The sequence below is a fragment of the Streptomyces sp. NPDC036984 genome, assembly GCF_055607665.1.
Genome location: NZ_JBVJRL010000001.1, coordinates 125,866 through 147,819, shown reverse-complemented (window position 1 = coordinate 147,819; position 21,954 = coordinate 125,866). Strand labels below are relative to the sequence as shown.

Below are 21,954 nucleotides of genomic sequence, written 5' to 3'. Positions count from 1 at the left end.
GATGTCCGAGGGGTGCGGCAGGATGGGGGGAATGAGCCAGCAGAGCCCTCCCGAAGACGCCCGCGAGGGGTACGCGGACGCGCTGCCCGAGTACGCCGAGCGGGTCCTCGAGGCCGCCGAGCGGATTCCGCCGGGCCGGGTGCTGACATACGGCGATGTCGCCGAGTGGCTGGAGGAGGGCGGGCCGCGCCAGGTCGGCCGGGTCATGGCCCTCTACGGGGGCGCCGTTCCGTGGTGGCGCGTCGTACGCGCCGACGGTGTGCTGCTGCCCGGGCACGAGCTGCGGGCGCTCGCCCACTATCGCGCCGAGGGCACGCCGCTGAAGCAGGCGGGCAGGAGCGCCGAGGGCCATCTGCCGCGGCTCGACATGCGGCGGGCCCGATGGGACGGCGGCGCGGACGCGGAGGGTCACACCTGACAGCTTCCGCCATCCGATGCCCCCAGGGCGGGCCTGTGGTCCATACGGGTGACATGGGGGACGTTCGCGGCATGCCGTACGTTCGTGGGATGTGGGGCGCGCGTGGTGCGAGCGCCGCCGGGGAAGAATCGGAAGCCCTGCTTCCGCCCGGAGTGGCGGCGTAGCGTCGGCAGCACGTGTCCCCCTCACCCCGCGGCCACCGCCTCGCACGCGTGACCGCACGCCCACCAGCACAACCACCAGGACCGGCCGATCACGTGAGCTCCTCTTCCTCCACCAGGCGCCTGCCGCACCCCTCGGTGCGGCAGGGGAGCCGTGGCGCTTACCGACTGGTCCGTACCCCGCCGGCCGTAGTGGATCCCCCTCCTCTGGACGCGGCGCAGCGCGCCGTGGTTGACCACCGGAGCGGACCGCTGCTCGTCCTCGCCGGTCCCGGCACCGGCAAGACCACCACCCTGGTCGAGTCCGTCGCCGCGCGGATCGCCCGGGGCGGTGACCCGGAGCGGATCCTGGTGCTGACGTTCAGCCGCAAGGCCGCCGTCGGCCTGCGCGACCGCATGGCCCTGCGCATGGGCGCGGCCCGCGCGCCCAGGGCGACCACCTTCCACTCGTACTGCTACGCGCTGGTCCGCGCCCACCAGGACAGCGGCCGGTTCACCGAGCCCCTGCGCCTGCTCTCCGGGCCCGAGCAGGACGTCACCGTCCGCGAGCTGCTCGCCGGCCAGACCGACCTGGAGCGGCTCGGCCTGACCCACGTCCGCTGGCCGGACGAGCTGCGTGCCTGCCTGACCACGCGTGGCTTCGCCGACGAGGTCCGCGCCGTCCTCGCCCGCAGCCGCGAGCTCGGCCTCGGCCCCGACGCCCTGGACGCCTTCGCACGGCGTATCGGCCGTCCCGACTGGCGGGCGGCGGCCGCCTTCCTCGCCGAGTACCTGGACGTGCTCGACCTCCAGGGCGTGATCGACTACGCGGAACTGGTCCACCGCGCGGTCCTGCTCGCCCGCCGCCCGGAGACCGCCGCCCGGCTCGCCGCCCAGTACGACGCCGTGTACGTCGACGAGTACCAGGACACCGACCCCGCCCAGGTCCGGCTCCTGCACGCCCTGGCCGGCAATCAGGGGCTGCCGCAGAAGGACGGTGGCCGAGGGGCGGGACGGACCCTGGTCGCCTTCGGCGACCCCGACCAGTCGATCTACGCCTTCCGCGGCGCCGACGTGAACGGCATCCTCGACTTCCCGTCCGCCTTCCCGCGCGCGGACGGCCGCCCCGCCCCCGTCGCGGTGCTGCGCACCTCCCGCCGCTCCGGCGCCGCCCTGCTGGCTGCCACCCGCCTGATCACCCAGCGCATGCCGATGCCCCGGCTGCCCGCCGACAAGGTCCGCGCCCACCGGGAGCCGGCCCCCGTACGGGACGGCGGCCGGGTCGAGGTCCACACCTACCCGACGCCCGGCGCGGAACTGGACAACATCGCGGACATTCTGCGCCGCGCGCACCTGGAGGACGGCGTCGCCTGGAGCGACATGGCCGTCCTGGTGCGGGCCGGCTCCCGCATCCCGACCCTCCGCCGCGCCTTCACCGCGGCCGGCGTCCCCCTGGACATCGACGGCGACGACCTGCCCCTGCGGCACGAGCCGGCGGTGGCACCGTTGCTCACGGCCCTGCGCGCGGTGGCCACGGCGGAGGCCGGGCGCCGCGAGGAGCCTGCCGTGGCGGAGGAGCCTGCGGCGGCGCCGGTCGCGGAAGGCGACGCGGCACCGGAGGAGGCACCCGCCGACGACGCCGGAACACAAGCTCCGGACGCCTGCTGGCTCGACACCGAGACCGCCCTCACCCTGCTCACCTCCCCGCTCGCCGGAATGGACGCCGCCGACCTGCGCCGCCTCGGGCGCGCCCTGCGCGAGGAGGAGCGGGCCGCCGGCAACCCGCTGCCGCCCCCGTCCGACGAGCTGCTCGCGCGGGCGCTCGCCGAGCCCGAGCGTCTGGCCGTACACGACCCGGCGTACGCGCGCGGGGCGCAGCGCCTCGGCGCGCTGCTCCGCAAAGCCCGCGAGCGCCTCGCGGGCGGGGGCACGGCCGAGGAAGCGCTGTGGGACCTGTGGGAGGGCACGCCCTGGCCCGCGCGCCTGGAGCGGGCCGCCCGGCGCGGCGGCGCGGCCGGCCGCAACGCCGACCGGGACCTGGACGCCGTGTGCGCGCTGTTCGCGACCGCCGCGCGCGCGGAGGAGCGCACCGGAGGCCGTGGCGCCCTGAACTTCCTGGAGGAGATCGAGGCCGAGGACATCGCCGCCGACACGCTCACGCGCCGCTCGGTACGCCCCGACGCCGTTCGCCTGATGACCGCCCACCGCGCCAAGGGCCTGGAGTGGCGGCTGGTCGTCGTCGCCGGCGTCCAGGAGGGCATGTGGCCCGACCTGCGGCGGCGCGGCTCGCTGCTGGAGGCCGACCGCATCGGCCGTGACGGACTCGCCGAGCCGCTGACCCCGGGCGCGCTGCTCGCCGAGGAACGCCGCCTGTTCTACGTCGCCGCCACGCGCGCGCGTGACCGGCTCGTCGTCACCGCCGTGAAGGCACCGGCCGACGACGGCGACCAGCCGTCCCGGTTCCTGACCGAGCTGGGCGTCGAGCCGAAGGACGTCACCGGGCGCCCGCGCCGCCCGCTGGCCGTCGCCGCGCTCGTCGCCGAGCTGCGCGCCACCACCGTCGACCCGCGCGTCTCCGCCGCGCTGCGGGAGGCCGCCGCCCGCCGGCTGGCCCGGCTGGCCGCGCTCGCCGACGAGGAGGGCCGCCCGCTGGTGCCGTCCGCGCACCCCTACCGCTGGTGGGGCATGTTCGAGCCGACCGAGAGCAAGGTGCCGCTGCGTCACCGCGACCAGCCCGTGGTCCTCTCCGGCAGCGCCCTCGACCAGCTCGCCAACACATGCTCGCTTCAGTGGTTTCTCGGCCGCGAGGTGAAGGCCGACGCCCCCGCCACCGCCGCGCAGGGCTTCGGCAACGTCGTCCACGTCCTGGCCGACGAGGTCGCCTCCAGCCGCACCCCCGCCGACCTCGACGTCCTCATGGAACGCCTGGACTCCGTGTGGAACGCGCTCGCCTTCGACGCGCCCTGGAAGTCGCGGCAGGAGAAGGACAACGCGCGCGTGGCGCTCGAACGCTTCCTGCACTGGCACGTGCTGGACCGTGCCGGCCGCACCCCCGTGGCGAGCGAGCAGGACTTCGACGTCACTCTCGAAGCGGGCGACTACCAGGTCCGCATCCGCGGCCAGATGGACCGCGTCGAGACGGACGCCGAGGGCCGGGCCTACGTGGTCGACTTCAAGACCGGCAAGCAGGCACCCACCGCGCGCGAGGTGGAGCGCCACCCCCAGCTCGCCGTCTATCAGCTCGCCGTCCGCGAAGGCGCCGTCGACACGGCCTTCGACGGCGTACGCCCCGAACCGGGCGGCGCCGAACTGGTCCACCTCAGACAGGGCGCCGCCAAGCGCGACGGCGGCGACAGCCTGCCCAAGGTGCAGACCCAGGAGCCGCTCGCGGGGGAGTGGGTCGGGGAGCTGCTGGCCACCGCCGCCGGCAAGGTGCTCGACGAGCGGTTCACGCCGAGCACCGGCCAGCACTGCGCGCACTGCGCGTTCCGCGCCTCGTGCAGCGCACGGCCGGAGGGCCGGCACGTGGTCGAGTGACGTACGGCACGACCCGGCCTGACCTGCGCTTCTTCGGTCCCGGACGGGTGCTCTGCTCCCGACTGTCAGTGCCCGCCGCTAGCCTCTTTCGACATGCCCGCCCGTATCACCGACCCCGAGCAGCTCAAGGAGCTCCTCGGCATCCCGTTCACCCCGGAGCAGACGGCCTGCATCACCGCGCCGCCTGCCCCGCAGGTGATCGTGGCCGGCGCCGGGTCGGGCAAGACCACCGTGATGGCGGCCCGCGTGGTCTGGCTGGTCGGCACCGGACAGGTCGCCCCCGAACAGGTCCTCGGCCTGACCTTCACCAACAAGGCCGCCGGTGAGCTGGCCGAACGCGTCCGCAAGGCGCTGATCAAGGCCGGCGTCACCGACCCCGACGCCCTCCCGTCGCCCGGCCACCACCCCTCGGCGACGGCGCAGAGCGCCGGCAGCCCCTGGCCGGACCCCGACAATCCGCCGGGCGAGCCCGTCATCTCGACGTACCACGCCTTCGCCGGCCGCCTGCTCGCCGACCACGGCCTGCGGCTCGGCCTGGAACCCACCTCACGTCTGCTGGCCGACGCCACCCGCTTTCAGCTGGCCGCGCGCGTCCTGCGCGAGGCCCCCGGCCCCTACCCCGCGCTGACCCGCTCCTTCGCCGACCTGGTCAGCGACCTGCTCACCCTGGACTCCGAACTCGCCGAACACCTCGTCGCCCCCGAGGACCTGCGTGCCTGGGACGCCGGCCTGCTGCGCACCCTGGAGGGCGCCAAGCTCACCAACGCCGACCTGCGCAAGGTCCCGGAGACCGGCGCTGCCCGCCGGGAACTCGCCGACCTCGTCCGGCGCTACCGGGCCGCCAAGCGCGAGCGTGACCTGCTCGACTTCGGCGACCAGATCGCCCTGTCGGCCCGCCTCGCCGGCATCCCCGAGGTGGGCCGTCTGCTGCGCGAGGAGTTCCGCGTGGTGCTGCTGGACGAGTACCAGGACACCTCCGTGGCCCAGCGCGTCCTGCTGGCGGGACTGTTCGGCGGCGGAACCGGCCACCCCGTCACCGCGGTCGGCGACCCCTGCCAGGCCATCTACGGCTGGCGCGGCGCCTCCGTGGCCAACCTGGACGACTTCCCCGAGCACTTCGCCCACGCCGGCGGCCGGCCCGCCACGCGGCAGGCGCTCAGCGAGAACCGCCGCAGCGGCGGGCGCCTGCTCGACCTCGCCAACGGCCTCGCCGAGCCGCTGCGCGCCATGCACGCGGGTGTGGAGGCCCTCCGCCCGGCCCCGGGCGCGGAGTACGACGGCACGGTGCGCTGCGCCCTGCTGCCCACCCACGCCGAGGAGATCGACTGGATCGCCGACTCCCTCGCCCACCTCGTGCGCACCGGCACGCCCCCCGGCGAGATCGCCGTCCTGTGCCGGACGGCGACCGACTTCGCCGAGATCCAGGGCGCCCTCGTCGCCCGGGACATCCCCGTCGAGGTGGTCGGCCTGTCCGGGCTGCTGCACCTGCCCGAGATCGCCGACCTCGTCGCCGTCTGCGAGGTCCTCCAGGACCCCGGCGCCAACGCCGCCTTGGTGCGCCTGCTGACGGGACCGCGCTGGCGCATCGGGCCCCGCGACCTCGCCCTGCTGGGCCGCCGCGCCCGCCTGCTCGTAGCCCACGCGCGCGTGGACGACACAGACGACCCCGACCGCCGGCTCGCCGCGGCCGTGGAGGGGGTGGACCCGTCCGAGGTGATATCGCTCGCGGACGCCCTGGACACGTTCCTCGAAACGCCGATGGAGGCGGACGTCCAGGAAGGAGACGACGACGGGCTGCCGTTCTCCCCGGACGCGCGCGTACGCTTCGCCCGGCTCGCCGCCGAGCTGCGCGACCTGCGCCGCTCGCTGTCCGACCCGCTGATGGACGTCCTGCACCGCGTCCTCGCCGTCACCGGTCTGGAGGTGGAGCTGTCGGCATCCCCGCACGCGCTCGCCGCCCGCCGCCGCGAGACCCTGTCCAACTTCCTGGACATCGCCGCCGCCTTCGCCGCGAGTGACGGCGAGGCCACCCTGCTGGCCTTCCTCGGCTTCCTGCGCACCGCGGCCCAGTACGAGAAGGGCCTCGACAACGCGCTGCCCGGCGGCGAGAACACCGTGAAGGTACTCACCGCGCACAAGTCCAAGGGCCTGGAGTGGGACGTCGTCGCCGTCCCCGGACTGGTGAACGGCACGTTCCCCAGCGCCCAGGGCCGCGAGAAGTGGACCGCCCAGGCCAAGGTGCTGCCACACGCCCTGCGCGGCGACAGCGACACCCTGCCCGACATCGAATCCTGGGACGCCCGGGGCATGAAGGCCTTCCACGAGGCCATGAAGGACCACCAGCACACCGAGGAACTCCGTCTCGGCTACGTCACCTTCACCCGCCCCCGCTCCCTGCTCCTCGGCTCCGGCCACTGGTGGGGGCCCAGCCAGAAGAAGCGGCGCGGCCCCTCGGCCTTCCTCCAGGCCCTGTACGACCACTGCGCCGCCGGGTACGGCGAGATCGAGGTATGGGCGGAGGAGCCTGCCGAGGACGAGGAGAATCCGGCCCTGCACACGGCCACCGCCGACCAGGTGTGGCCGCTCCCGCTCGACCCCGCCGCCCTGGCCCGCCGCCGCGCCGCCGCCGAGACCGTCCTCGCCCACCTGGAGGCCCTCGCCCGCCCCGACGGCCCCGGCCCGGCCCTGCACGACCCCGCCGGCGCCGAGAACCCCGACTGGCCGCCACCGCCGGACGACGAGCCGTACGACGACGAGCCCTACGCGGACGAGCCGTACGCGGAGGAGGCGGCGGAGGAGGCGTACGAAGGCGAGCCGTACGGCGAGGAGCCGTATGCCGAGGACCTCCCGTACGACGACGACCCCTTCGCCGCTGAGCCGCCGCACGACGCGTACGCCCCCGTTCCTGACGAGCCCGACCTCGCCGACCGCGCTGCCCGCGGCGACGAGCGGCTCACGGTGCCCCACCAGGCGTCCGCCCCGTCGCGCCGCCCCCGTCCGGCCGGGCCGCCGGTCCCGGCCCCGCTCACGCCCGAGGAGGCCCGCACCATCGCCTCCTGGGACCGCGATCTGGAGGCGCTCACCGGAGAACTGCTGCGCGCCCGGCGGACCGTCACCGACGTGCCCCTGCCCGCCACGCTCACCGCGTCCCAGCTGCTGCGTCTCGCCGAGGACCCGGACGGGCTCGCGCAGGAACTCGCGCGCCCCATGCCGCGCCCCCCGCAACCGGCCGCGCGCCGGGGCACCCGGTTCCACGCATGGGTCGAATCCCGCTTCGAGGAGCTGACGCTGCCCCTGCTGGAACCGGACGAGCTGCCCGGCAGCGACGCGGAGATCGCCGACGAGCGCGACCTGGAAGCCCTGAAGGCGGCCTTCGAACGCACGGAGTACGCCCGGCGCACCCCCTACCGCGTCGAGGCGCCCTTCCAGCTCAGCCTCGCCGGCCGCGTCGTGCGGGGCCGCATCGATGCCGTCTACAGAACCGGCGACGGCGACGGGACGACGTACGAGATCGTCGACTGGAAGACCAGCCGCACCCGCACCGCAGACCCGCTCCAGCTCGCCGTGTACCGGCTGGCCTGGGCCGAGCAGCAGGGCGTGCCGCCCGAGTCCGTCACGGCCGCCTTCGTGTACGTGCGCAGCGGCGAGGTCGTACGCCCCGAGGGCCTGCCGGACCGGGCCGCGCTGGAGCGGCTGCTCACGGGGGAGACGGAGCGGTCACCGGAGGCGACCTGAGTGTGACGAACCGCCCTCCGAGGTTGCCGGTGCGGGCGGATAGGCTCGGGAGCATGAGCCAGACCCCGGACAGCGCCGTCCGCATGTACATCGAGCAGCACCGCGCCGCCTTCCTCGACGACCTCGCCGCATGGCTGCGCATCCCCTCCGTGTCGGCCCAGCCCGACCACGCGCCCGACGTACGGCGCAGCGCCGACTGGCTCGCCGCGAAACTGACCGAGACCGGCTTCCCGGTCGCCGAGGTCTGGCAGACCCCCGGTGCCCCGGCCGTCTTCGCCGAATGGCCCTCGGGGGACCCGGAGGCGCCCACGGTCCTGGTCTACGGCCACCACGACGTGCAGCCCGCCGCCCGCGAGGACGGCTGGGGCAGCGACCCCTTCGAGCCGGTCGTCCGCGAGAACCGCCTCTACGCGCGCGGGGCGGCCGACGACAAGGGCCAGGTGTTCTTCCACACCCTCGGCGTCCGCGCCCACCTCGCCGCCACCGGCCGCACCGCGCCCGCGGTCAATCTGAAGCTGCTGATCGAGGGCGAGGAGGAGTCCGGCTCCCCGCACTTCCGCGCCCTGGTGGAGGAGCGGGCCGGGCGGCTCGCCGCCGACGCCGTGATCGTCTCCGACACCGGCATGTGGTCCGAGGACACCCCGACGGTGTGCACCGGCATGCGCGGCCTCGCCGAGTGCGAGATCCGGCTGTACGGCCCCGATCAGGACATCCACTCCGGCTCCTTCGGCGGTGCCGTGCCCAACCCGGCCACCGCCGCCGCCCGCCTGGTCGCCGCCCTGCACGACGAGCACGCGCGCGTGGCGGTCCCCGGCTTCTACGACGGCGTCGTCGAGCTGACCGACCGCGAGCGCGAGCTGTTCGCCGAGCTGCCCTTCGACGAGGAACGCTGGCTGCGCACCGCCAAGTCGTACGCCGCCCACGGCGAGGCCGGATACACCACCCTGGAGCGCATCTGGGCCCGCCCGACCGCCGAGGTCAACGGCATCGGCGGCGGCTACCAGGGCCCCGGCAGCAAGACGATCATCCCGTCCGCGGCCATGGTGAAGCTGTCCTTCCGGCTGGTCGCCGGCCAGGACCCCGAGCACATCGAGAAGGCCGTCCGCGCCTGGGCCGGCGAGCAGGTGCCCGCCGGGATCCGGTACGAGATCGACTTCAGCTCGGCCACGCGCCCGTGCCTGACCCCGCTGGACCATCCCGCGCTTCAGTCCGTCGTCCGCGCCATGGGCCGGGCCTTCGAAGGGCCGGTCCGCTTCACCCGTGAGGGCGGCTCGGGACCCGCCGCCGATCTCCAGGAGGTCCTCGGCGCCCCGGTGCTGTTCCTCGGCATCTCCGTCCCTTCCGACGGCTGGCACGCCCCCGACGAGAAGGTCGAGCTGGACCTCCTCCTCAAGGGCGTCGAGACCAGCGCCTACCTGTGGGGTGACCTGGCCGAGAACTGGCGTGCCGCACCCTGACCGGCCGGCGTACGGCACGGCACCGCGCGCGGGGCACACTGGAAGGACCGCCCCGTCGCCCCGTCCGCGCCCGGCCCTGCGCCCTCCCGCCCTACGTCCCGCCGAACCGCCCGCCGACAGAACCGCTGCCCTGGGGGAGTTGGAAGCACCCGTGACCACCTGGACCGACCACACAGCCGACCGACCCATCTCGCTGACCGCCCCGAGCGGCATCGACCGCGCCGCCCACCACCGGCTGGACGAGGCCTGGCTCGCGGCGGCGTGGAGCCACCCCACGACCCGCTGCTTCGTGGTCTCCGGCGGCCAGGTGCTCATCGACGAGACCCCTGACGGCCGGACCGAGCTGGTCATGACCCCGTCGTTCGAGGCCCCGCTGACCGAGGCCCACCGCTACTTCCTCGGCACCGACGGGGACGGCGTCAGCTACTTCGCCCTCCAGAAGGACTCGCTGCCCGGCCGTATCGACCAGTCCGCGCGCCCCGCGGGGCTGCGGGAGGCCGGCCTGCTGCTGTCCCCGCGCGACGCCGGGCTCATGGTGCACGCGGTCGGTCTGGAGAACTGGCAGCGCACCCACCGCTTCTGCTCCCGCTGCGGCGAGCGCACGGTCATCGCCGCGGCCGGCCACATCCGCCGCTGCCCGGCCTGCGGCGCCGAGCACTACCCGCGCACCGACCCCGCCGTGATCATGGCCGTGACCGACGACGACGACCGCATCCTGCTCGGCCGCCAGGTCCACTGGCCCGAGGGCCGCTTCTCCACGCTCGCCGGCTTCGTCGAGCCCGGCGAGTCCATCGAGCAGGCGGTGCGCCGCGAGGTGTCCGAGGAGGTCGGCGTCACCGTCGGCCCGGTCGAGTACGTCGCCAGCCAGCCCTGGCCCTTCCCGTCCAGCCTGATGCTCGGCTTCATGGCCCGCGCCACCTCCACCGAGATCAACGTCGACGGGGACGAGATCCACGAGGCCCGCTGGTTCTCCCGGGAGGAGCTGCACACCGCCTTCGAGGCCGGCGAGGTGCTGGCGCCCTACGGCATCTCCATCGCGGCCCGCCTGATCGAGATGTGGTACGGCAAGCCCCTGCCGACACGCAGCTTCGTCTGAGCGGCGGGAGGTGCGCCCGGCGCGGGACGGAAAACCGCCGGGGACGGGACACAACCGGCGACGGGACACAACCGAGGCCGGGAAACGACCGAGGACGGCAAACAAACAGGGCGGCCCCTGAGAGACAGGGGCCGCCCTGGCGGCCGCTCACCGCGGAAACCCGCGGAGGGTCACGCGGCGAGCTTCTGCTTCACCTGGGCCAGCGACGGGTTCGTCAGCGTGGTGCCGTCCGCGAAGAGCACGGTCGGGACCGTCTGGTTTCCGCCGTTCGCCTTCTCCACGAAAGCGGCGGACTCGGGGTCCTGCTCGATGTTGATCTCGCTGTACGCGATGCCCTCCCGGTCCAGCTGGCTCTTCAGCCGTCGGCAGTAGCCGCACCAGGTCGTGCTGTACATCGTCACAGTGCCCTGCATGTCTCTCGCGCTCCTCAGGCAGCTAGGGAAAAGTTCGTCCAGGGAGAGAACGTAGGCGACCGGCCCCCCATTCCCGACCGGGGTATCCGCCTTCGGCTGTGACGCCTGCCGCATTCACACGACGGCGAGCCCCTGATTAATACGACTGCGAGCCTTTGCCTGTGGACAACCGGCGCAGCCGTCCCGGGCGACCTGGCAGCATGGCCGTGTGACAGCAGCAACGCGCTCCACCCTCTTCCCGCAGGTACCGGACTCGGCCGACGCGGTGCTCGAAGGGCTCGACCCCGAGCAGCGCGAGGTGGCCACCGCCCTGCACGGCCCGGTGTGCGTGCTGGCCGGAGCGGGCACGGGCAAGACCCGGGCGATCACCCACCGCATCGCCTACGGGGTGCGCGCCGGCATCCTGCACCCGTCCAGTGTGCTCGCCGTCACGTTCACCAACCGCGCCGCCGGAGAGATGCGCGGCCGGCTGCGCCAACTCGGCGCCCAGGGCGTCCAGGCCCGCACCTTCCACTCCGCCGCTCTGCGACAGCTCCAGTACTTCTGGCCGAAAGCAATCGGTGGCTCCATGCCCCGGCTCGTCGACCGCAAGATCCAGCTCGTCGCCGACGCGGCCGCCGCCCTGGGCACCCGCCTCGACCGGAACGAGCTGCGGGACGTCACCGGCGAGATCGAATGGTGCAAGGTCACCCAGACGGTCCCCGCGGACTATCCGTACGCGGCTGCGAAGGCAGGTCGCGACGCCCCCCGCGACCCGGCCGAGATCGCCCACCTCTACGCGGCCTACGAGGACCTCAAGCGCGACCGGGCGGTCATCGACTTCGAGGACGTCCTGCTGCTGACCGTCGCCATCCTCCAGGACCGGCGCGACATCGCCGAGCAGGTCCGCGCGCAGTACCAGCACTTCGTCGTGGACGAGTACCAGGACGTCAGCCCCCTCCAGCAGCGGCTACTGGACCTGTGGCTCGGCGACCGGGACAGCCTGTGCGTCGTCGGGGACGCCAGCCAGACCATCTACTCGTTCACGGGAGCAACGCCCGATCACCTCCTCGACTTCCGCACCCGGCACCCGGGCGCCACCGTCGTGAAGCTGGTCCGCGACTACCGCTCCACTCCTCAGGTCGTCCACCTCGCCAACGGACTGCTCGCCCAGGCCCGCGGCCGCGCCGCCGGCCACCGGCTGGAACTCGTCTCCCAGCGCCCCCCGGGACCCGAGCCCGTCTACACCGAGTACACCGACGAGCCCGCCGAGGCCGAGGGTGCCGCCCGCCGCATCCGCGAGCTGATCGACGCGGGCGTCCCGGCCGCCGAGATCGCCGTCCTGTTCCGCACGAACTCCCAGTCCGAGACCTACGAGCAGGCCCTCGCCGACGCCGGAGTCCCCTACCAGCTGCGCGGCGCCGAGCGCTTCTTCGACCGGCCCGAGGTCCGCAAGGCCGGCATCGCCATGCGCGGCGCGGCCCGCTTCGGCGGCAACGACTCCCTGCTGGACGAGGCCGTCGACCTGCCCTCGCAGGTACGGGCGGTGCTGTCCGGCGAGGGCTGGACCACCGAGCCCCCGGCCGGCTCCGGCGCCGTCAGAGAGCGCTGGGAATCCCTGGCCGCCCTGGTGAACCTCGCCCATGACCTCGCCGCCGCCCGGCCCGGAGCCACCCTCGGTGACTTCGTCGCGGAACTGGACGAGCGGGCGAACGCCCAGCACGCCCCGACCGTCCAGGGCGTCACCCTCGCCTCCCTGCACGCGGCCAAGGGCCTGGAGTGGGACGTCGTCTTCCTGGTCGGCATCGCCGAGGGCATGCTGCCCATCACCTACGCCCGGACCGACGAGCAGATCGAGGAGGAACGCCGCCTTCTCTACGTCGGCGTCACCCGCGCCCGCGAACGCCTCCACGTCTCCTGGTCCTTGTCCCGCTCACCCGGCGGACGCCCGAGCCGCAGAGCGAGCCGCTTCCTGGACGGCCTGCGCCCCGGCACCACCCCCACCGTCGGCCGTTCCGGGGCCGGTACGGGCGGCGGCGTGGAGCGCGGGACCGCCGGGGGCACCGGCGCCGTCCCCCGGCGCACCCAGCGCGCCCCCGCCCGTTGCCGGGTCTGCGGTCGCACGCTCACCGACGCGGGCGAGATGAAGCTGATGCGCTGCGAGGACTGCCCCTCGGACATGGACGAAGGGCTCTACGAGCGGCTCCGGGAGTGGCGGGCGGTCCAGGCCGAGCGCAGCGGCCAGCCGGACTTCTGCGTCTTCACCGACCGGACGCTGATGGCCATCGCCGAGGCGTGCCCGGAGAACTCCGCCGAACTCGCCCGCATCCCCGGCGTCCTCAGCCGCAAGCTGCGCAGCTACGGAGCCGATGTTCTGGCCATTTGTGCAGGTCAGGAGCCTGAAGAAGGCGGCGGGAGCGACTGATGCGAACTCGTCGAAAAAATAGTTTGCGCATGCCCCGGCAATCCCCATAGGTTCTAGGCACGGAAGCAGCGGCCTTCTCCAAGGCCCCTGTTCCGTGTTGTACTTGCACATCCGACGGACTGGTTCACCCAGTCCCAGAGACGCCGAGAGGAGGCGAGTCCAGTGATCAGCATCAACATCAGCACCATCAGCACGGCCAAACTGACCGATCGCTCGACCGTCTCCACGTGCATGCTCGGCGCCTCGAACCAGGGCACCGGTCTGTCCGGCATTCGTGCCGTCCGTCCGGCGTCCTCCCTTGCCCTCGCGGGCCTCCCTGTCCGCGAGCGCAACGAGCGACCGACCAAGGCACTGGAAGCGGTAGCGGCACAGGCACATGCCTATGCCTTTGCGGCGGCCGGTGCCGGATTCCGGAAGCAGACGACGCAGCACCACCTGATGTGGGCCTTCCGTGGGCCAGAACCCTGGAGCGATCCAGCCTGACAGCCGATCAGGCCGGCGCCTTCAGGGCCGCGGAACCCCATCCGGGATCCGCGGCCCTTCTGTTTGTCCCGAACGGGACGACGGAGCGAAGGGGCCTCGGGACAAGAAAAGAACCCGGTACCAAGCCGCCACCCGGTCAACCGGCCGGACCGACCAGACGAGGAAAACCAACCGTGCAACTCGAAGCGCACGCCCCGTCCGTACCGCCTTCGCAAACGATCCCCCCGCCCGGCCTCACGGAGGACTCCACCTTGACCCCCCTCACCGCGCTCACCGCGCTCGACGACGCCATCGAGAACCTCGGCGTACCCGTCCCCTGCCGCTCCTACGACCCGGAGGTCTTCTTCGCCGAGTCGCCCGCGGACGTCGAGTACGCCAAGTCCCTCTGCCGCACCTGCCCGCTGATGGAGGCCTGCCTCGCCGGCGCCAAGGAGCGGCGTGAGCCCTGGGGCGTCTGGGGTGGCGAGCTGTTCGTCCAGGGTGTCGTCGTCGCCCGGAAGCGGCCCCGTGGTCGCCCGCGGAAGAACCCGGTCACGGCATGAACACCGCAGGAACGATCGACCGCCCCCTCACGCACGACCCCCAGAAGCAGGCCCCGATGAAGCCGTCCACCAGCGAGCCCGCAGGCTCCGCGACCTCAGACTTCAGCACCACCGGCGCGACCGAAGCGCGCCAGAACAGGAACCGAGAGATGCAACTCATGCAAGAAGCCCTGGCTCGCGCGCATATGCACGAGCGGCTCCATGACGCCGAGCGCGAACGCCGGGCCGTACGCCTGGCCGCCGCCCGGCGGATGCAGCGCCGGGCCGAGCGCGCCTCGATGCGCGCCCGCCGCGCTCTCGCCATGGCCGTCATGCAGTAAAGGAACACACCCGAGCAGCGGTGGCCTCCCGGCACAGGGAGGCGAAGCTTCTCCGCGGGGGCCGGTCCGGCCGAACGGACCGGCCCCCGCGGTGCGTTGCGCACGGCGAAGTGCCGGGTACGGAGTTATCGTCGCCGGGTGACGAGTCTTCCCGGAGGAAGTGATCAGGGCGGCTCCACCGCGGCGCCCCGTCCCGTCGTGTGCGCCCGCTGCGGCACCCCCGCGGACGGCCCCCAGCCGGTCACCTGGACCTGCTCCGTGGAGAACGGCGTCCGCCAGTACTTCTGCGACGCCTGCTCCCGCGAGAACCTCCGCGCGATCGAGGGACGGCTGGACTCGGCCTGGTGGTGAGAGCCGGCCCGGCGGTGAGAAGAGCGGGGAAGGCCGGCCGGTTCGGAGAGCGGGTGACGCGGGGCGCCGGCGCGCGGTCAGGCAGCCTTCTGGCCCGGCGCCGGTGCGGACCCGGTCAGGCGCCCGCCGCCGGTTCCTCCTCGCCGGCGTCCCCCTCGGCCGGGTCGGTCACGAAGCCCGGCAGCCACTCCTCCAGCTCCTCCCGCAGCCGGACCGTGGCGCCCAGCTGGCAGAGCACCCCGATGGTGCTCAGGGTCACCCGGTGTATCAGCAGGTAGGCCGGCGGCAGGTTGAGACGTTTGCCGAGCTGGTAGGCGGGGGAGCGGGGGTCGCCGACGCGGGCGGCCTGGCTGCGCATCCAGGACCGGGTGAAGGTGAACGCCTCGACCCGGGCCGGCTCGATGATCGGCAGCAGGTAGTCGAGGACCGCGTCCGGGTCCAGCTCGATGGTCTCCTTCACGAACCCCTCCGCGCAGAGCAGCTCGTAAACCGTCTCGGCGTCGCCGTCCAGCGTCATCCGCAGGGAGACGCCGATCGGGGCCGGCAGGCCGCCGGGGAGCCGGTCGACCGTGCCGAAGTCCAGGACGCCGAGGCGCCAGTCGTCCTCACCGGCGGGGCCGCCGGGCAGCAGCCGGAAGTTGCCCGGGTGCGGATCGGCGTGCAGCAGGCCGGTGCGGGCCGGGCCCGAGAAGAGGAAGCGGGCAAGGAGCTGACCGGCCCGGTCGCGCTGCTCCTGGGTGCCGTCCGCGATGATCTCGGACAGCGGGATGCCATCGATCCACTCGGTGACCAGGACCTGCTCGCACTGGTGCACCACCGCCGGGACGACCACGTCCGGGTCGTCCGCGAACTCCTCCGCGTGCGCCGTCTGGGCCTGCGCCTCCAGGCCGTAGTCCAGCTCCTCGGAGACCCGGTCCCGCAGCTCCGCGATCAGCGGCTTGATGTCCATGCCCGGGATGAGGGGCCCCAGCAGCCGGGCGAACCGGCTCAGTTGGCCGAGGTCGGAGAGCAGGGCCTCGCCGGCCCCCGGGTACTGCACCTTGACCGCCACCTCGCGGCCGTCGTGCCACACCGCCCGGTGCACCTGGCCGATCGAGGCGGCCGCGGCCGGCTTGTCCTCGAACTCCTCGAAAAGATCGCGCCAGTCCGGCCCCAGCCGCTCCTCCAGCACCGCGTGCACCGTGCGGGTCGGCATTGGCGGCGCCGCGTCCTGGAGCTTGGTCAGGGCGGCGCGGTAGGGGCCGGCGATCTCCTCCGGCAGCGCGGACTCGAAGACGGACATGGCCTGCCCGAACTTCATCGCGCCGCCCTTCAGCTCGCCGAGCACCTTGAACAGCTGCTCCGCCGTGCGCTGTTGCAGCTCGCGGCCGACGATCTCCGCGGACTCGCCCACGATCCGTTTGCCCAGCCCCCAGGTCGCCCGGCCGGCGAAGCCGAGCGGGAGCGCGGCGAGCTTGGCGGTACGGGTGACCGCCTTCCGGGGAAGATCAGACATGCGCCCTCCAGGTCCCAGTCGGCCGCGCCGCGCCCGCTTCGTTTCGTCGCTCCGTCGACGGCCGTTGCACCGCCATTGTCTCGCGTGGTTCCCCACCGGTTGAGGAGTGCTCCCGGTTACGTCTCCTCGCCGCCCCGCAGCCGCATTCCGGATGCGGCCGGACCGGCCGGGCGCGCCAGTTCAGGCCGGGCAGGGACACCTCCCAGCGGGTACCCGCGCCGGACGGCGACTCCCCGTCGAGGAAGGCCAGGGCGTGCGCGGCGGCGAGACCGGCGACCGCCGTGGCCAGGGTGAGATCGCAGGCGCCGATCCGGCGGGCCCTGCCGGAACGCCACTGGGTGACCAGCCGGGGCCAGGCCGGGTCCCGGTCCGTGCGGTCCCGGTGCAGACAGCCGGCGCAGCCCGTCTCGCCGGGCAGGACCAGCGGACCGACGACGCCCGTGCCCTCCACGACACCGGCATACAGGTGGGGCGTGCCGGAGGCCATGAGCGGTTCGGCGGTGAACGGATCCGGGGCGTGCACGGCGACGTCGTCGCGGGGCGCGAAGATCACCAGTGAGAGGCCGGGATCCTCGGTGCCGGACCCCGGGGAGTGGGCGTGACGCGGCGGGCGGTCCGGCGCCGCGCGGCGGACGGCGGCCCGTGCCGCCGCGTCCCGACGGTCGCCGAGCGACTCGGTGGGCAGTCCGCCCGGCGCCACGTCCCAGGGCTCCACGCGGCCCACGTCGCGTACGTCGACCTCGCCGACGCCGGCGCCCGACAGCACCGACGCCAGCAGGGCGCCGACCCGGCCCGCACCCCGTACCCGCACCCGCAGCGCGCGCCGGGCGGCCAGCCGGGCCGGCGCCCCGCCCGGCTCGGGCGTGATCAGGGACAGCGAGGCGAGGTCGGGGCGCAGCCGCTCGAGGACCTCCGTCTTGTCCCGCAGCGCGTCCGCGGCCGGCCCGCCGCCGCGCGCGTCGTCGACGAGGCCCGCGCGGGCCAGCCGCTCCACCAGCGCGTCGACACGGTCGTCCGGCACGTCCATGCGACGGCCCTCCTCGCGCAGCAGCGGCAGCCCGCGGGTGCCGTCGAGCAGCTCAAGGAAGCTGCCCGTCGCCGTGTCCATCGGGCCCAGTGTCAACGCGTGCGCCGGGGTCATCCCGAACTGCACGGTGTTGCGATCGCGCCAGCCGCGCCGCAGCGCGGGCTTCACCACCGGATGCATGCCTCGCCCCCCCCGTGTCCGTTGTGACAGCCCCGGAACGTCCGGGGTGTCCGTCCTGCCGGCGGAACCGGTAGCGCTCCGCCGACGCCTGCCAGCATGCCCGGCCCGGGCGCCGGGTGCCGGAAGTTGTCCACAGGCGGGAGGGATCAGTCGTACAAACGCGAGCCGCGTCACGGCACACCGGTACCGCGCCACAGCACACCAGGACCGCGCCACAGCATGCCAGCGCCGCAGCACATCACACCAGGGCGGCCGCGTCGCATCACATCAGGAGTACGTCACACGCCAACTGACCGACAAACCTGTGCAAGTCGGACCAATGGATCGGTCCTACGAATCAAACACATGGTGGGGGATCAGCAGCGAACCGTCCCGGAGCCGGGACTTTGCCCATGCCCACCGGGTAACGTCGGGGCGTGCCCGCCGACCCACTGCACCGTGCCGGAAAACCACAGCACAGCACGACGAGCCAGCCGCCCGGCGGCTCGGGGGCGAGCGCGATCGAGGTCCGCAGGAGTGCCCGGCGCCGCCGGACGGTCTCCGCGTACCGCGAGGGCGATCGCACCGTCGTACTGATCCCCGCCCGGATGTCGAAGGCGGAGGAGCAGCGCTGGGTGACCGTCATGCTCGACAAACTCGCTGCCCAGGAGAGCAAGCGGGTGCTGGGCGACGCCGAGCTGACCGAGCGCGCCGAACGGCTGTCGGCCCAGTACTTCGACGGCCGGGCGCGGCCCGCCTCCGTGCGCTGGGTCACCAACCAGAACACCCGCTGGGGTTCGTGCACCCCGGCCGAGGGCAGCATCCGGCTCTCGCACCGGCTCCAGGGGATGCCGGAGTACGTCATCGACTACGTGCTCTGCCACGAGCTGGCGCATCTGCTGGTCCCCGGTCACGGCCCCGACTTCTGGCGGCTGCTGGACGCCTATCCGCGCACCGAGCGGGCGCGCGGCTATCTCGAAGGGGTGGTCGCCGCCGAACGGCTGCCGCACGTGCCCGGCGCGCGGGGTGAGCGGGACGCCTGAGCCTCCTGTGTGAGCAGCCGGGTGCGGTTGTGTACCGGGTGTGTACCGACCACGCCCACCTGGGGCCGTTGTCGGTCTTTGCCGTTAGCCTGGCGCGACGCACTCACATTCGGGATGGGGGACGGTCGTAACGCATGGCCAGGGAATTCCAACGCGGCCACAAGGCCAGGATCAGTGACCTCACGGCGGGCACGGATCTGTACGTAGGCGTGCAGATCTCCGCTCCCGGACTGACCTTCGACATCAGCTGCTTCGGTCTGGACGCCGACGAGCGTCTTACGGACGACCGGTACTTCGTCTTCTTCAACCAGCCGAAGTCCCCCGAGGAGTCCATCCAGCTGCTCGGTGCCCAGGCGGGTGACACGGAGTCGTTCCGGGTCACGCTCGACCGGATCCCCTCGCACATCCGCAAGCTGTCCTTCACGGCGACCCTCGACGGCGCCGGGCAGATGTCACAGATCGCCCCGGGATACCTGCGCATCGTGGCGGGCGGCGAGGAGGTCGCCCGGTACTCCTTCAGCGGCGCGGAGTTCTCCACCGAGCGGGCCGTGATGCTCGGTGACTTCTACTTCAAGGACGGGTGGCGGTTCGCCGCCGTCGGACAGGGCTTCGACGGCGGCCTGGATGCGCTGCTGAAGAACTTCGGCGGCGAGGTGATGGAGGAGGAGGCGCCCGCCGCTCCGCAGCAGCAGCCGCAGCCCGGCGCGGCCCCCGGCTTCGCCCCGCCCGCCCAGTCCACACCGCCACCCGCGTTCGGAGCCCCGGCCGCCCCCGCCCCCGCGCCCGCCCCTGCGCCCGCGCCGCAGCCCGCCGCACAGGGCTTCGCCCCGCCGTCCGGGAGCACGCCCCCGCAGGGCTTCGCCCCGCCGCCCGGCCAGGCCCCGCCCGGCCACACCCCGCCCCCGGCCCCCGCGCCGAACGTGCACGCCGCGCAGACGGTCGTCGCCCCGCTGACCCCGCCCCCCGGCGGCACCGTCCCGCCGCCGTCCGCGCCCGCGGCCCCCGCGCCCTACGGCCAGCCGCCCCAGCAGCCGTCGTACGGCGGCCAGCCCGGCGCGCCGCTGCCCCCGGGCTACGGTCAGCAGCCGCCCTCCTACGGCGGTCAGCCGACTCCGCCCATGCCGCCGGGCTACGGCCAGGTCCCCGGCCAGCAGCCCGCCCCCTACGGAGTGCCGCAGGGCGCGCCCCAGGGCGGTGCCGGAGTGACGGCCGCGCTCCAGGCGTTCAAGGAGACGCCGACCGGCCAGCGCTGGACGCAGCAGAACAAGAAGCTGGTCCGCGTCGACCTCGGCATCGGCGGCCAGCCGGTGCTGGCCCGGCAGGGCAGCATGGTGCTCTACCAGGGCAAGGTCGACTTCAGCTACAAGGGCGCCGGCTTCATGGGCCGGGTCGTCGGCAACGCGACCGGCCAGGAGATGCAGCTGATGCGCTGCACCGGCCAGGGCCAGGTCTTCCTCGCCGAGAACTCGACCCACCTGCACCCGGTCGAGCTCCAGGGCGACGCGATCTGCGTCTCCGCGGAGAACGTCCTCGCCTTCGACGAGAGCCTCCAGTACGAGGTCCGCCGCATCGAGGGGCACGGCATCCCGGGCGGCGCGCTGTTCACCATGCAGTTCCAGGGCACCGGCACGATCGTCGTCAAGACGCACGGCACGCCCGTGGTGCTGCCGGTCACGCCGACCACCTTCGCCGACTGCAACGCCGTCGTCGCCTGGTCGGCCGCCTCCCAGGTGATCGTGTCCAGCCAGGTCCGCATGCGCCGCAACGCCTACCCGGGCGACACCGGCGAGAGCGTCAACCTCCAGTTCCGGGGTGCGCCCGGCAACTTCATCGTCGTCCAGCCGTACGAGGTCTGAGGGAGCCCGTCATGAACCAGCCGCTCGCGGGCCATGCCCCCGCACCCGTCACCGCCCGCATGGAGAACCACGGCAACCACATGCTGAAGGTCGCCATGCAGACCGGGAACGACCTCCTCGCGCGCGTGGGGTCGATGGTCGCCTACGAAGGCTTCATCCAGTACGAGCCCAACCCGCCGGCGGTCCGCCAGATCGCCCGCGACTGGATCACCGGCGAGGGCGCCCCGCTGATGAAGTGCTCCGGCGACGGCCTGCTCTACCTCGCCGACTACGGCGCGAACGTCGTCGTCATCAACCTCAACGGCGACGGCATCTCCGTCAACGCCACCAATCTCCTCGCCTTCGACGCCCACCTCAGCTGGGGTGTGGAGCGGGTGAAGGGGCTCGCCAAGTTCGCCGGCCAGGGCCTGTGGAACACGAAGATCTCCGGGCAGGGCTGGGTGGCCCTGACCTCCCGGGGCAAGCCGATCGTCGTCGACTGCGGCGGCGGGGAGGACGAGACGTACGTCGACCCGGACGCGCTCGTCGCCTGGTCGCCGAACCTGAAGGTCAAGGGCAAGCGCAGCTTCAAGGCGCAGTCGCTGATCGGCCGGGGCAGCGGCGAGGCCTACCAGATGGCCTTCTCCGGCCAGGGCATCGTCGTCGTCCAGCCCAGCGAGGACAGCACCGACCGCCTCCGGATCCGGGGCTGAGGGGGAGCCAGAAAGCCATGCAGAGCCCGCTTTTCGCACACAACGACCTGCAGACGCAGGAGCGCTGGAGCCTCCAGAACAAGCAGATGCTCCGGGTCACCCTGGAGGGCCACGACGACATCCTCGCCCGCAAGGGCACCATGGTCGCCTACCAGGGCCTGGTCGAGTTCGACGCCGAGTACCGCAGCAACAACCAGGCACGCGCGCGTGCGCACACCGGCGAGGGCCTGGACCTGATGCGCTGTCACGGACAGGGCACGGTCTACCTCGCCAACCTCAAGCAGCACGTCCATCTCGTGGACGTGGAGCAGGACGGACTGACCGTCGACAGCAGCTATGTCCTCGCGATGGATTCCTCGCTGCACCACGAGGTCATCGCCGTCGACAGCCTCTACGGCATCTCCGGCTCCGGGAAGTACCAGCTCAACATCACCGGGCGCGGCAAGGTGGCCCTGATGACCTCGGGCGCGCCGCTGCTGATGCAGGTCACGCCCGACAAGTACGTCAACTGCGACGCGGACGCGATCGTGGCCTGGTCCACCGGGCTGCGCGTGCAGATGCAGGCCCAGACGCACTCCTCCGGCGTGTGGAGGCGGCGCGGCAACACCGGTGAGGGCTGGGAGCTGAGCTTCCTGGGCTCCGGGTTCGCGCTCGTGCAGCCCAGCGAGCTGCTGCCGCCGCAGAACGCGGTGATCGGACAGGGTCTCTCCGCCCAGTTCGGCATGGGACAGCAGGGCGCGCGCGGCCAGAACCAGGGCAACGTCTGGAGCTGAGCCACGACAGGCC

General features: G+C 73.3%; 17 protein-coding genes. 14 read left to right on the top strand and 3 right to left on the bottom strand.

What is annotated here, in order from left to right; genetic code table 11:
* Positions 1 to 31 precede the first annotated feature (31 nt).
* The 5 genes from ACZ7DL_RS00680 (at position 32) to nudC (ending at position 10,383) form a co-directional block, all read left to right on the top strand.
* Entirely contained in the window at positions 32 to 418 is a 387-nt protein-coding gene (locus ACZ7DL_RS00680; protein WP_470770292.1) for an MGMT family protein, read from the top strand.
* 257 nt (positions 419 to 675) lie between these two features.
* Positions 676 to 4,095, top strand: a complete 3,420-nt coding sequence (locus ACZ7DL_RS00675) for an ATP-dependent helicase (RefSeq protein WP_470770291.1) — start codon at positions 676 to 678, stop codon at positions 4,093 to 4,095.
* A gap of 93 nt (positions 4,096 to 4,188) precedes the next feature.
* Positions 4,189 to 7,830: an ATP-dependent helicase gene (locus tag ACZ7DL_RS00670; protein WP_470770289.1), complete on the top strand. Its 3,642-nt coding sequence runs from the start codon at positions 4,189 to 4,191 to the stop codon at positions 7,828 to 7,830.
* 53 nt (positions 7,831 to 7,883) lie between these two features.
* Positions 7,884 to 9,287, top strand: a complete 1,404-nt coding sequence (locus ACZ7DL_RS00665) for a dipeptidase (protein WP_470770288.1) — start codon at positions 7,884 to 7,886, stop codon at positions 9,285 to 9,287.
* Positions 9,288 to 9,438: 151 nt separating this feature from the next.
* A complete protein-coding gene (nudC, locus tag ACZ7DL_RS00660; protein ID WP_470770286.1) occupies positions 9,439 to 10,383 on the top strand; it encodes an NAD(+) diphosphatase in 945 nt (314 codons plus the stop codon).
* 170 nt (positions 10,384 to 10,553) lie between these two features.
* Here the strand turns inward: nudC and ACZ7DL_RS00655 are convergent, their stop codons facing one another.
* Entirely contained in the window at positions 10,554 to 10,796 is a 243-nt protein-coding gene (locus ACZ7DL_RS00655) for a mycoredoxin (protein WP_201827110.1), read from the bottom strand.
* Positions 10,797 to 11,004: 208 nt separating this feature from the next.
* On the opposite strand from ACZ7DL_RS00655, the gene ACZ7DL_RS00650 reads away from it, so the two are divergent.
* The 5 genes from ACZ7DL_RS00650 (at position 11,005) to ACZ7DL_RS00630 (ending at position 14,896) form a co-directional block, all read left to right on the top strand.
* Positions 11,005 to 13,200, top strand: coding sequence for an ATP-dependent DNA helicase UvrD2 (locus tag ACZ7DL_RS00650; RefSeq protein WP_470770285.1), 2,196 nt, complete (start codon positions 11,005 to 11,007; stop codon positions 13,198 to 13,200).
* A gap of 162 nt (positions 13,201 to 13,362) precedes the next feature.
* Entirely contained in the window at positions 13,363 to 13,683 is a 321-nt protein-coding gene (locus ACZ7DL_RS00645) for a hypothetical protein (protein WP_470770284.1), read from the top strand.
* Positions 13,684 to 13,856: 173 nt separating this feature from the next.
* Complete coding sequence (locus ACZ7DL_RS00640) at positions 13,857 to 14,225, top strand: WhiB family transcriptional regulator (protein ID WP_103817702.1); 369 nt, start codon at positions 13,857 to 13,859, stop codon at positions 14,223 to 14,225.
* Entirely contained in the window at positions 14,222 to 14,545 is a 324-nt protein-coding gene (locus tag ACZ7DL_RS00635; protein ID WP_470770282.1) for a hypothetical protein, read from the top strand. Before ACZ7DL_RS00640 ends, ACZ7DL_RS00635 begins: the two co-directional genes overlap by 4 nt.
* 138 nt (positions 14,546 to 14,683) lie before the next feature.
* Complete coding sequence (locus ACZ7DL_RS00630; protein ID WP_470770281.1) at positions 14,684 to 14,896, top strand: hypothetical protein; 213 nt, start codon at positions 14,684 to 14,686, stop codon at positions 14,894 to 14,896.
* A gap of 115 nt (positions 14,897 to 15,011) precedes the next feature.
* On the opposite strand, the gene ACZ7DL_RS00625 is transcribed toward ACZ7DL_RS00630, so the two are convergent.
* Positions 15,012 to 16,391 (bottom strand): ABC1 kinase family protein, encoded by a 1,380-nt coding sequence (locus tag ACZ7DL_RS00625; protein ID WP_470770280.1) that lies wholly within the window; start codon positions 16,389 to 16,391, stop codon positions 15,012 to 15,014.
* Positions 16,384 to 17,598 (bottom strand): TOMM precursor leader peptide-binding protein, encoded by a 1,215-nt coding sequence (locus ACZ7DL_RS00620; protein ID WP_470770279.1) that lies wholly within the window; start codon positions 17,596 to 17,598, stop codon positions 16,384 to 16,386. Before ACZ7DL_RS00620 ends, ACZ7DL_RS00625 begins: the two co-directional genes overlap by 8 nt.
* Before the next feature lie 416 nt (positions 17,599 to 18,014).
* On the opposite strand from ACZ7DL_RS00620, the gene ACZ7DL_RS00615 reads away from it, so the two are divergent.
* From ACZ7DL_RS00615 to ACZ7DL_RS00600, 4 genes are all read left to right on the top strand, one after another.
* Positions 18,015 to 18,620 (top strand): M48 metallopeptidase family protein, encoded by a 606-nt coding sequence (locus ACZ7DL_RS00615; protein ID WP_470770278.1) that lies wholly within the window; start codon positions 18,015 to 18,017, stop codon positions 18,618 to 18,620.
* Between the two features lie 134 nt (positions 18,621 to 18,754).
* Entirely contained in the window at positions 18,755 to 20,476 is a 1,722-nt protein-coding gene (locus tag ACZ7DL_RS00610) for a TerD family protein (RefSeq protein WP_470770277.1), read from the top strand.
* 11 nt (positions 20,477 to 20,487) lie between these two features.
* Positions 20,488 to 21,168 (top strand): AIM24 family protein, encoded by a 681-nt coding sequence (locus ACZ7DL_RS00605; protein WP_470770275.1) that lies wholly within the window; start codon positions 20,488 to 20,490, stop codon positions 21,166 to 21,168.
* A gap of 17 nt (positions 21,169 to 21,185) precedes the next feature.
* Positions 21,186 to 21,941, top strand: a complete 756-nt coding sequence (locus tag ACZ7DL_RS00600) for an AIM24 family protein (RefSeq protein WP_470770274.1) — start codon at positions 21,186 to 21,188, stop codon at positions 21,939 to 21,941.
* The last annotated feature ends 13 nt before the right edge of the window (positions 21,942 to 21,954 follow it).

What these genes read in the sequence shown, in the direction of transcription:
- ACZ7DL_RS00680 (WP_470770292.1), top strand. Translation starts at nt 32, where the DNA reads ATGAGCCAGCAGAGCCCTCCCGAAGACGCCCGCGAGGGGTACGCGGAC.
- ACZ7DL_RS00670 (WP_470770289.1), top strand. Translation starts at nt 4,189, where the DNA reads ATGCCCGCCCGTATCACCGACCCCGAGCAGCTCAAGGAGCTCCTCGGC.
- ACZ7DL_RS00665 (WP_470770288.1), top strand. Translation starts at nt 7,884, where the DNA reads ATGAGCCAGACCCCGGACAGCGCCGTCCGCATGTACATCGAGCAGCAC.
- ACZ7DL_RS00655 (WP_201827110.1), bottom strand. Translation starts at nt 10,796, where the DNA reads ATGCAGGGCACTGTGACGATGTACAGCACGACCTGGTGCGGCTACTGC.
- ACZ7DL_RS00635 (WP_470770282.1), top strand. Translation starts at nt 14,222, where the DNA reads ATGAACACCGCAGGAACGATCGACCGCCCCCTCACGCACGACCCCCAG.
- ACZ7DL_RS00625 (WP_470770280.1), bottom strand. Translation starts at nt 16,391, where the DNA reads ATGTCTGATCTTCCCCGGAAGGCGGTCACCCGTACCGCCAAGCTCGCC.
- ACZ7DL_RS00620 (WP_470770279.1), bottom strand. Translation starts at nt 17,598, where the DNA reads ATGCATCCGGTGGTGAAGCCCGCGCTGCGGCGCGGCTGGCGCGATCGC.
- ACZ7DL_RS00610 (WP_470770277.1), top strand. Translation starts at nt 18,755, where the DNA reads ATGGCCAGGGAATTCCAACGCGGCCACAAGGCCAGGATCAGTGACCTC.
- ACZ7DL_RS00605 (WP_470770275.1), top strand. Translation starts at nt 20,488, where the DNA reads ATGAACCAGCCGCTCGCGGGCCATGCCCCCGCACCCGTCACCGCCCGC.
- ACZ7DL_RS00600 (WP_470770274.1), top strand. Translation starts at nt 21,186, where the DNA reads ATGCAGAGCCCGCTTTTCGCACACAACGACCTGCAGACGCAGGAGCGC.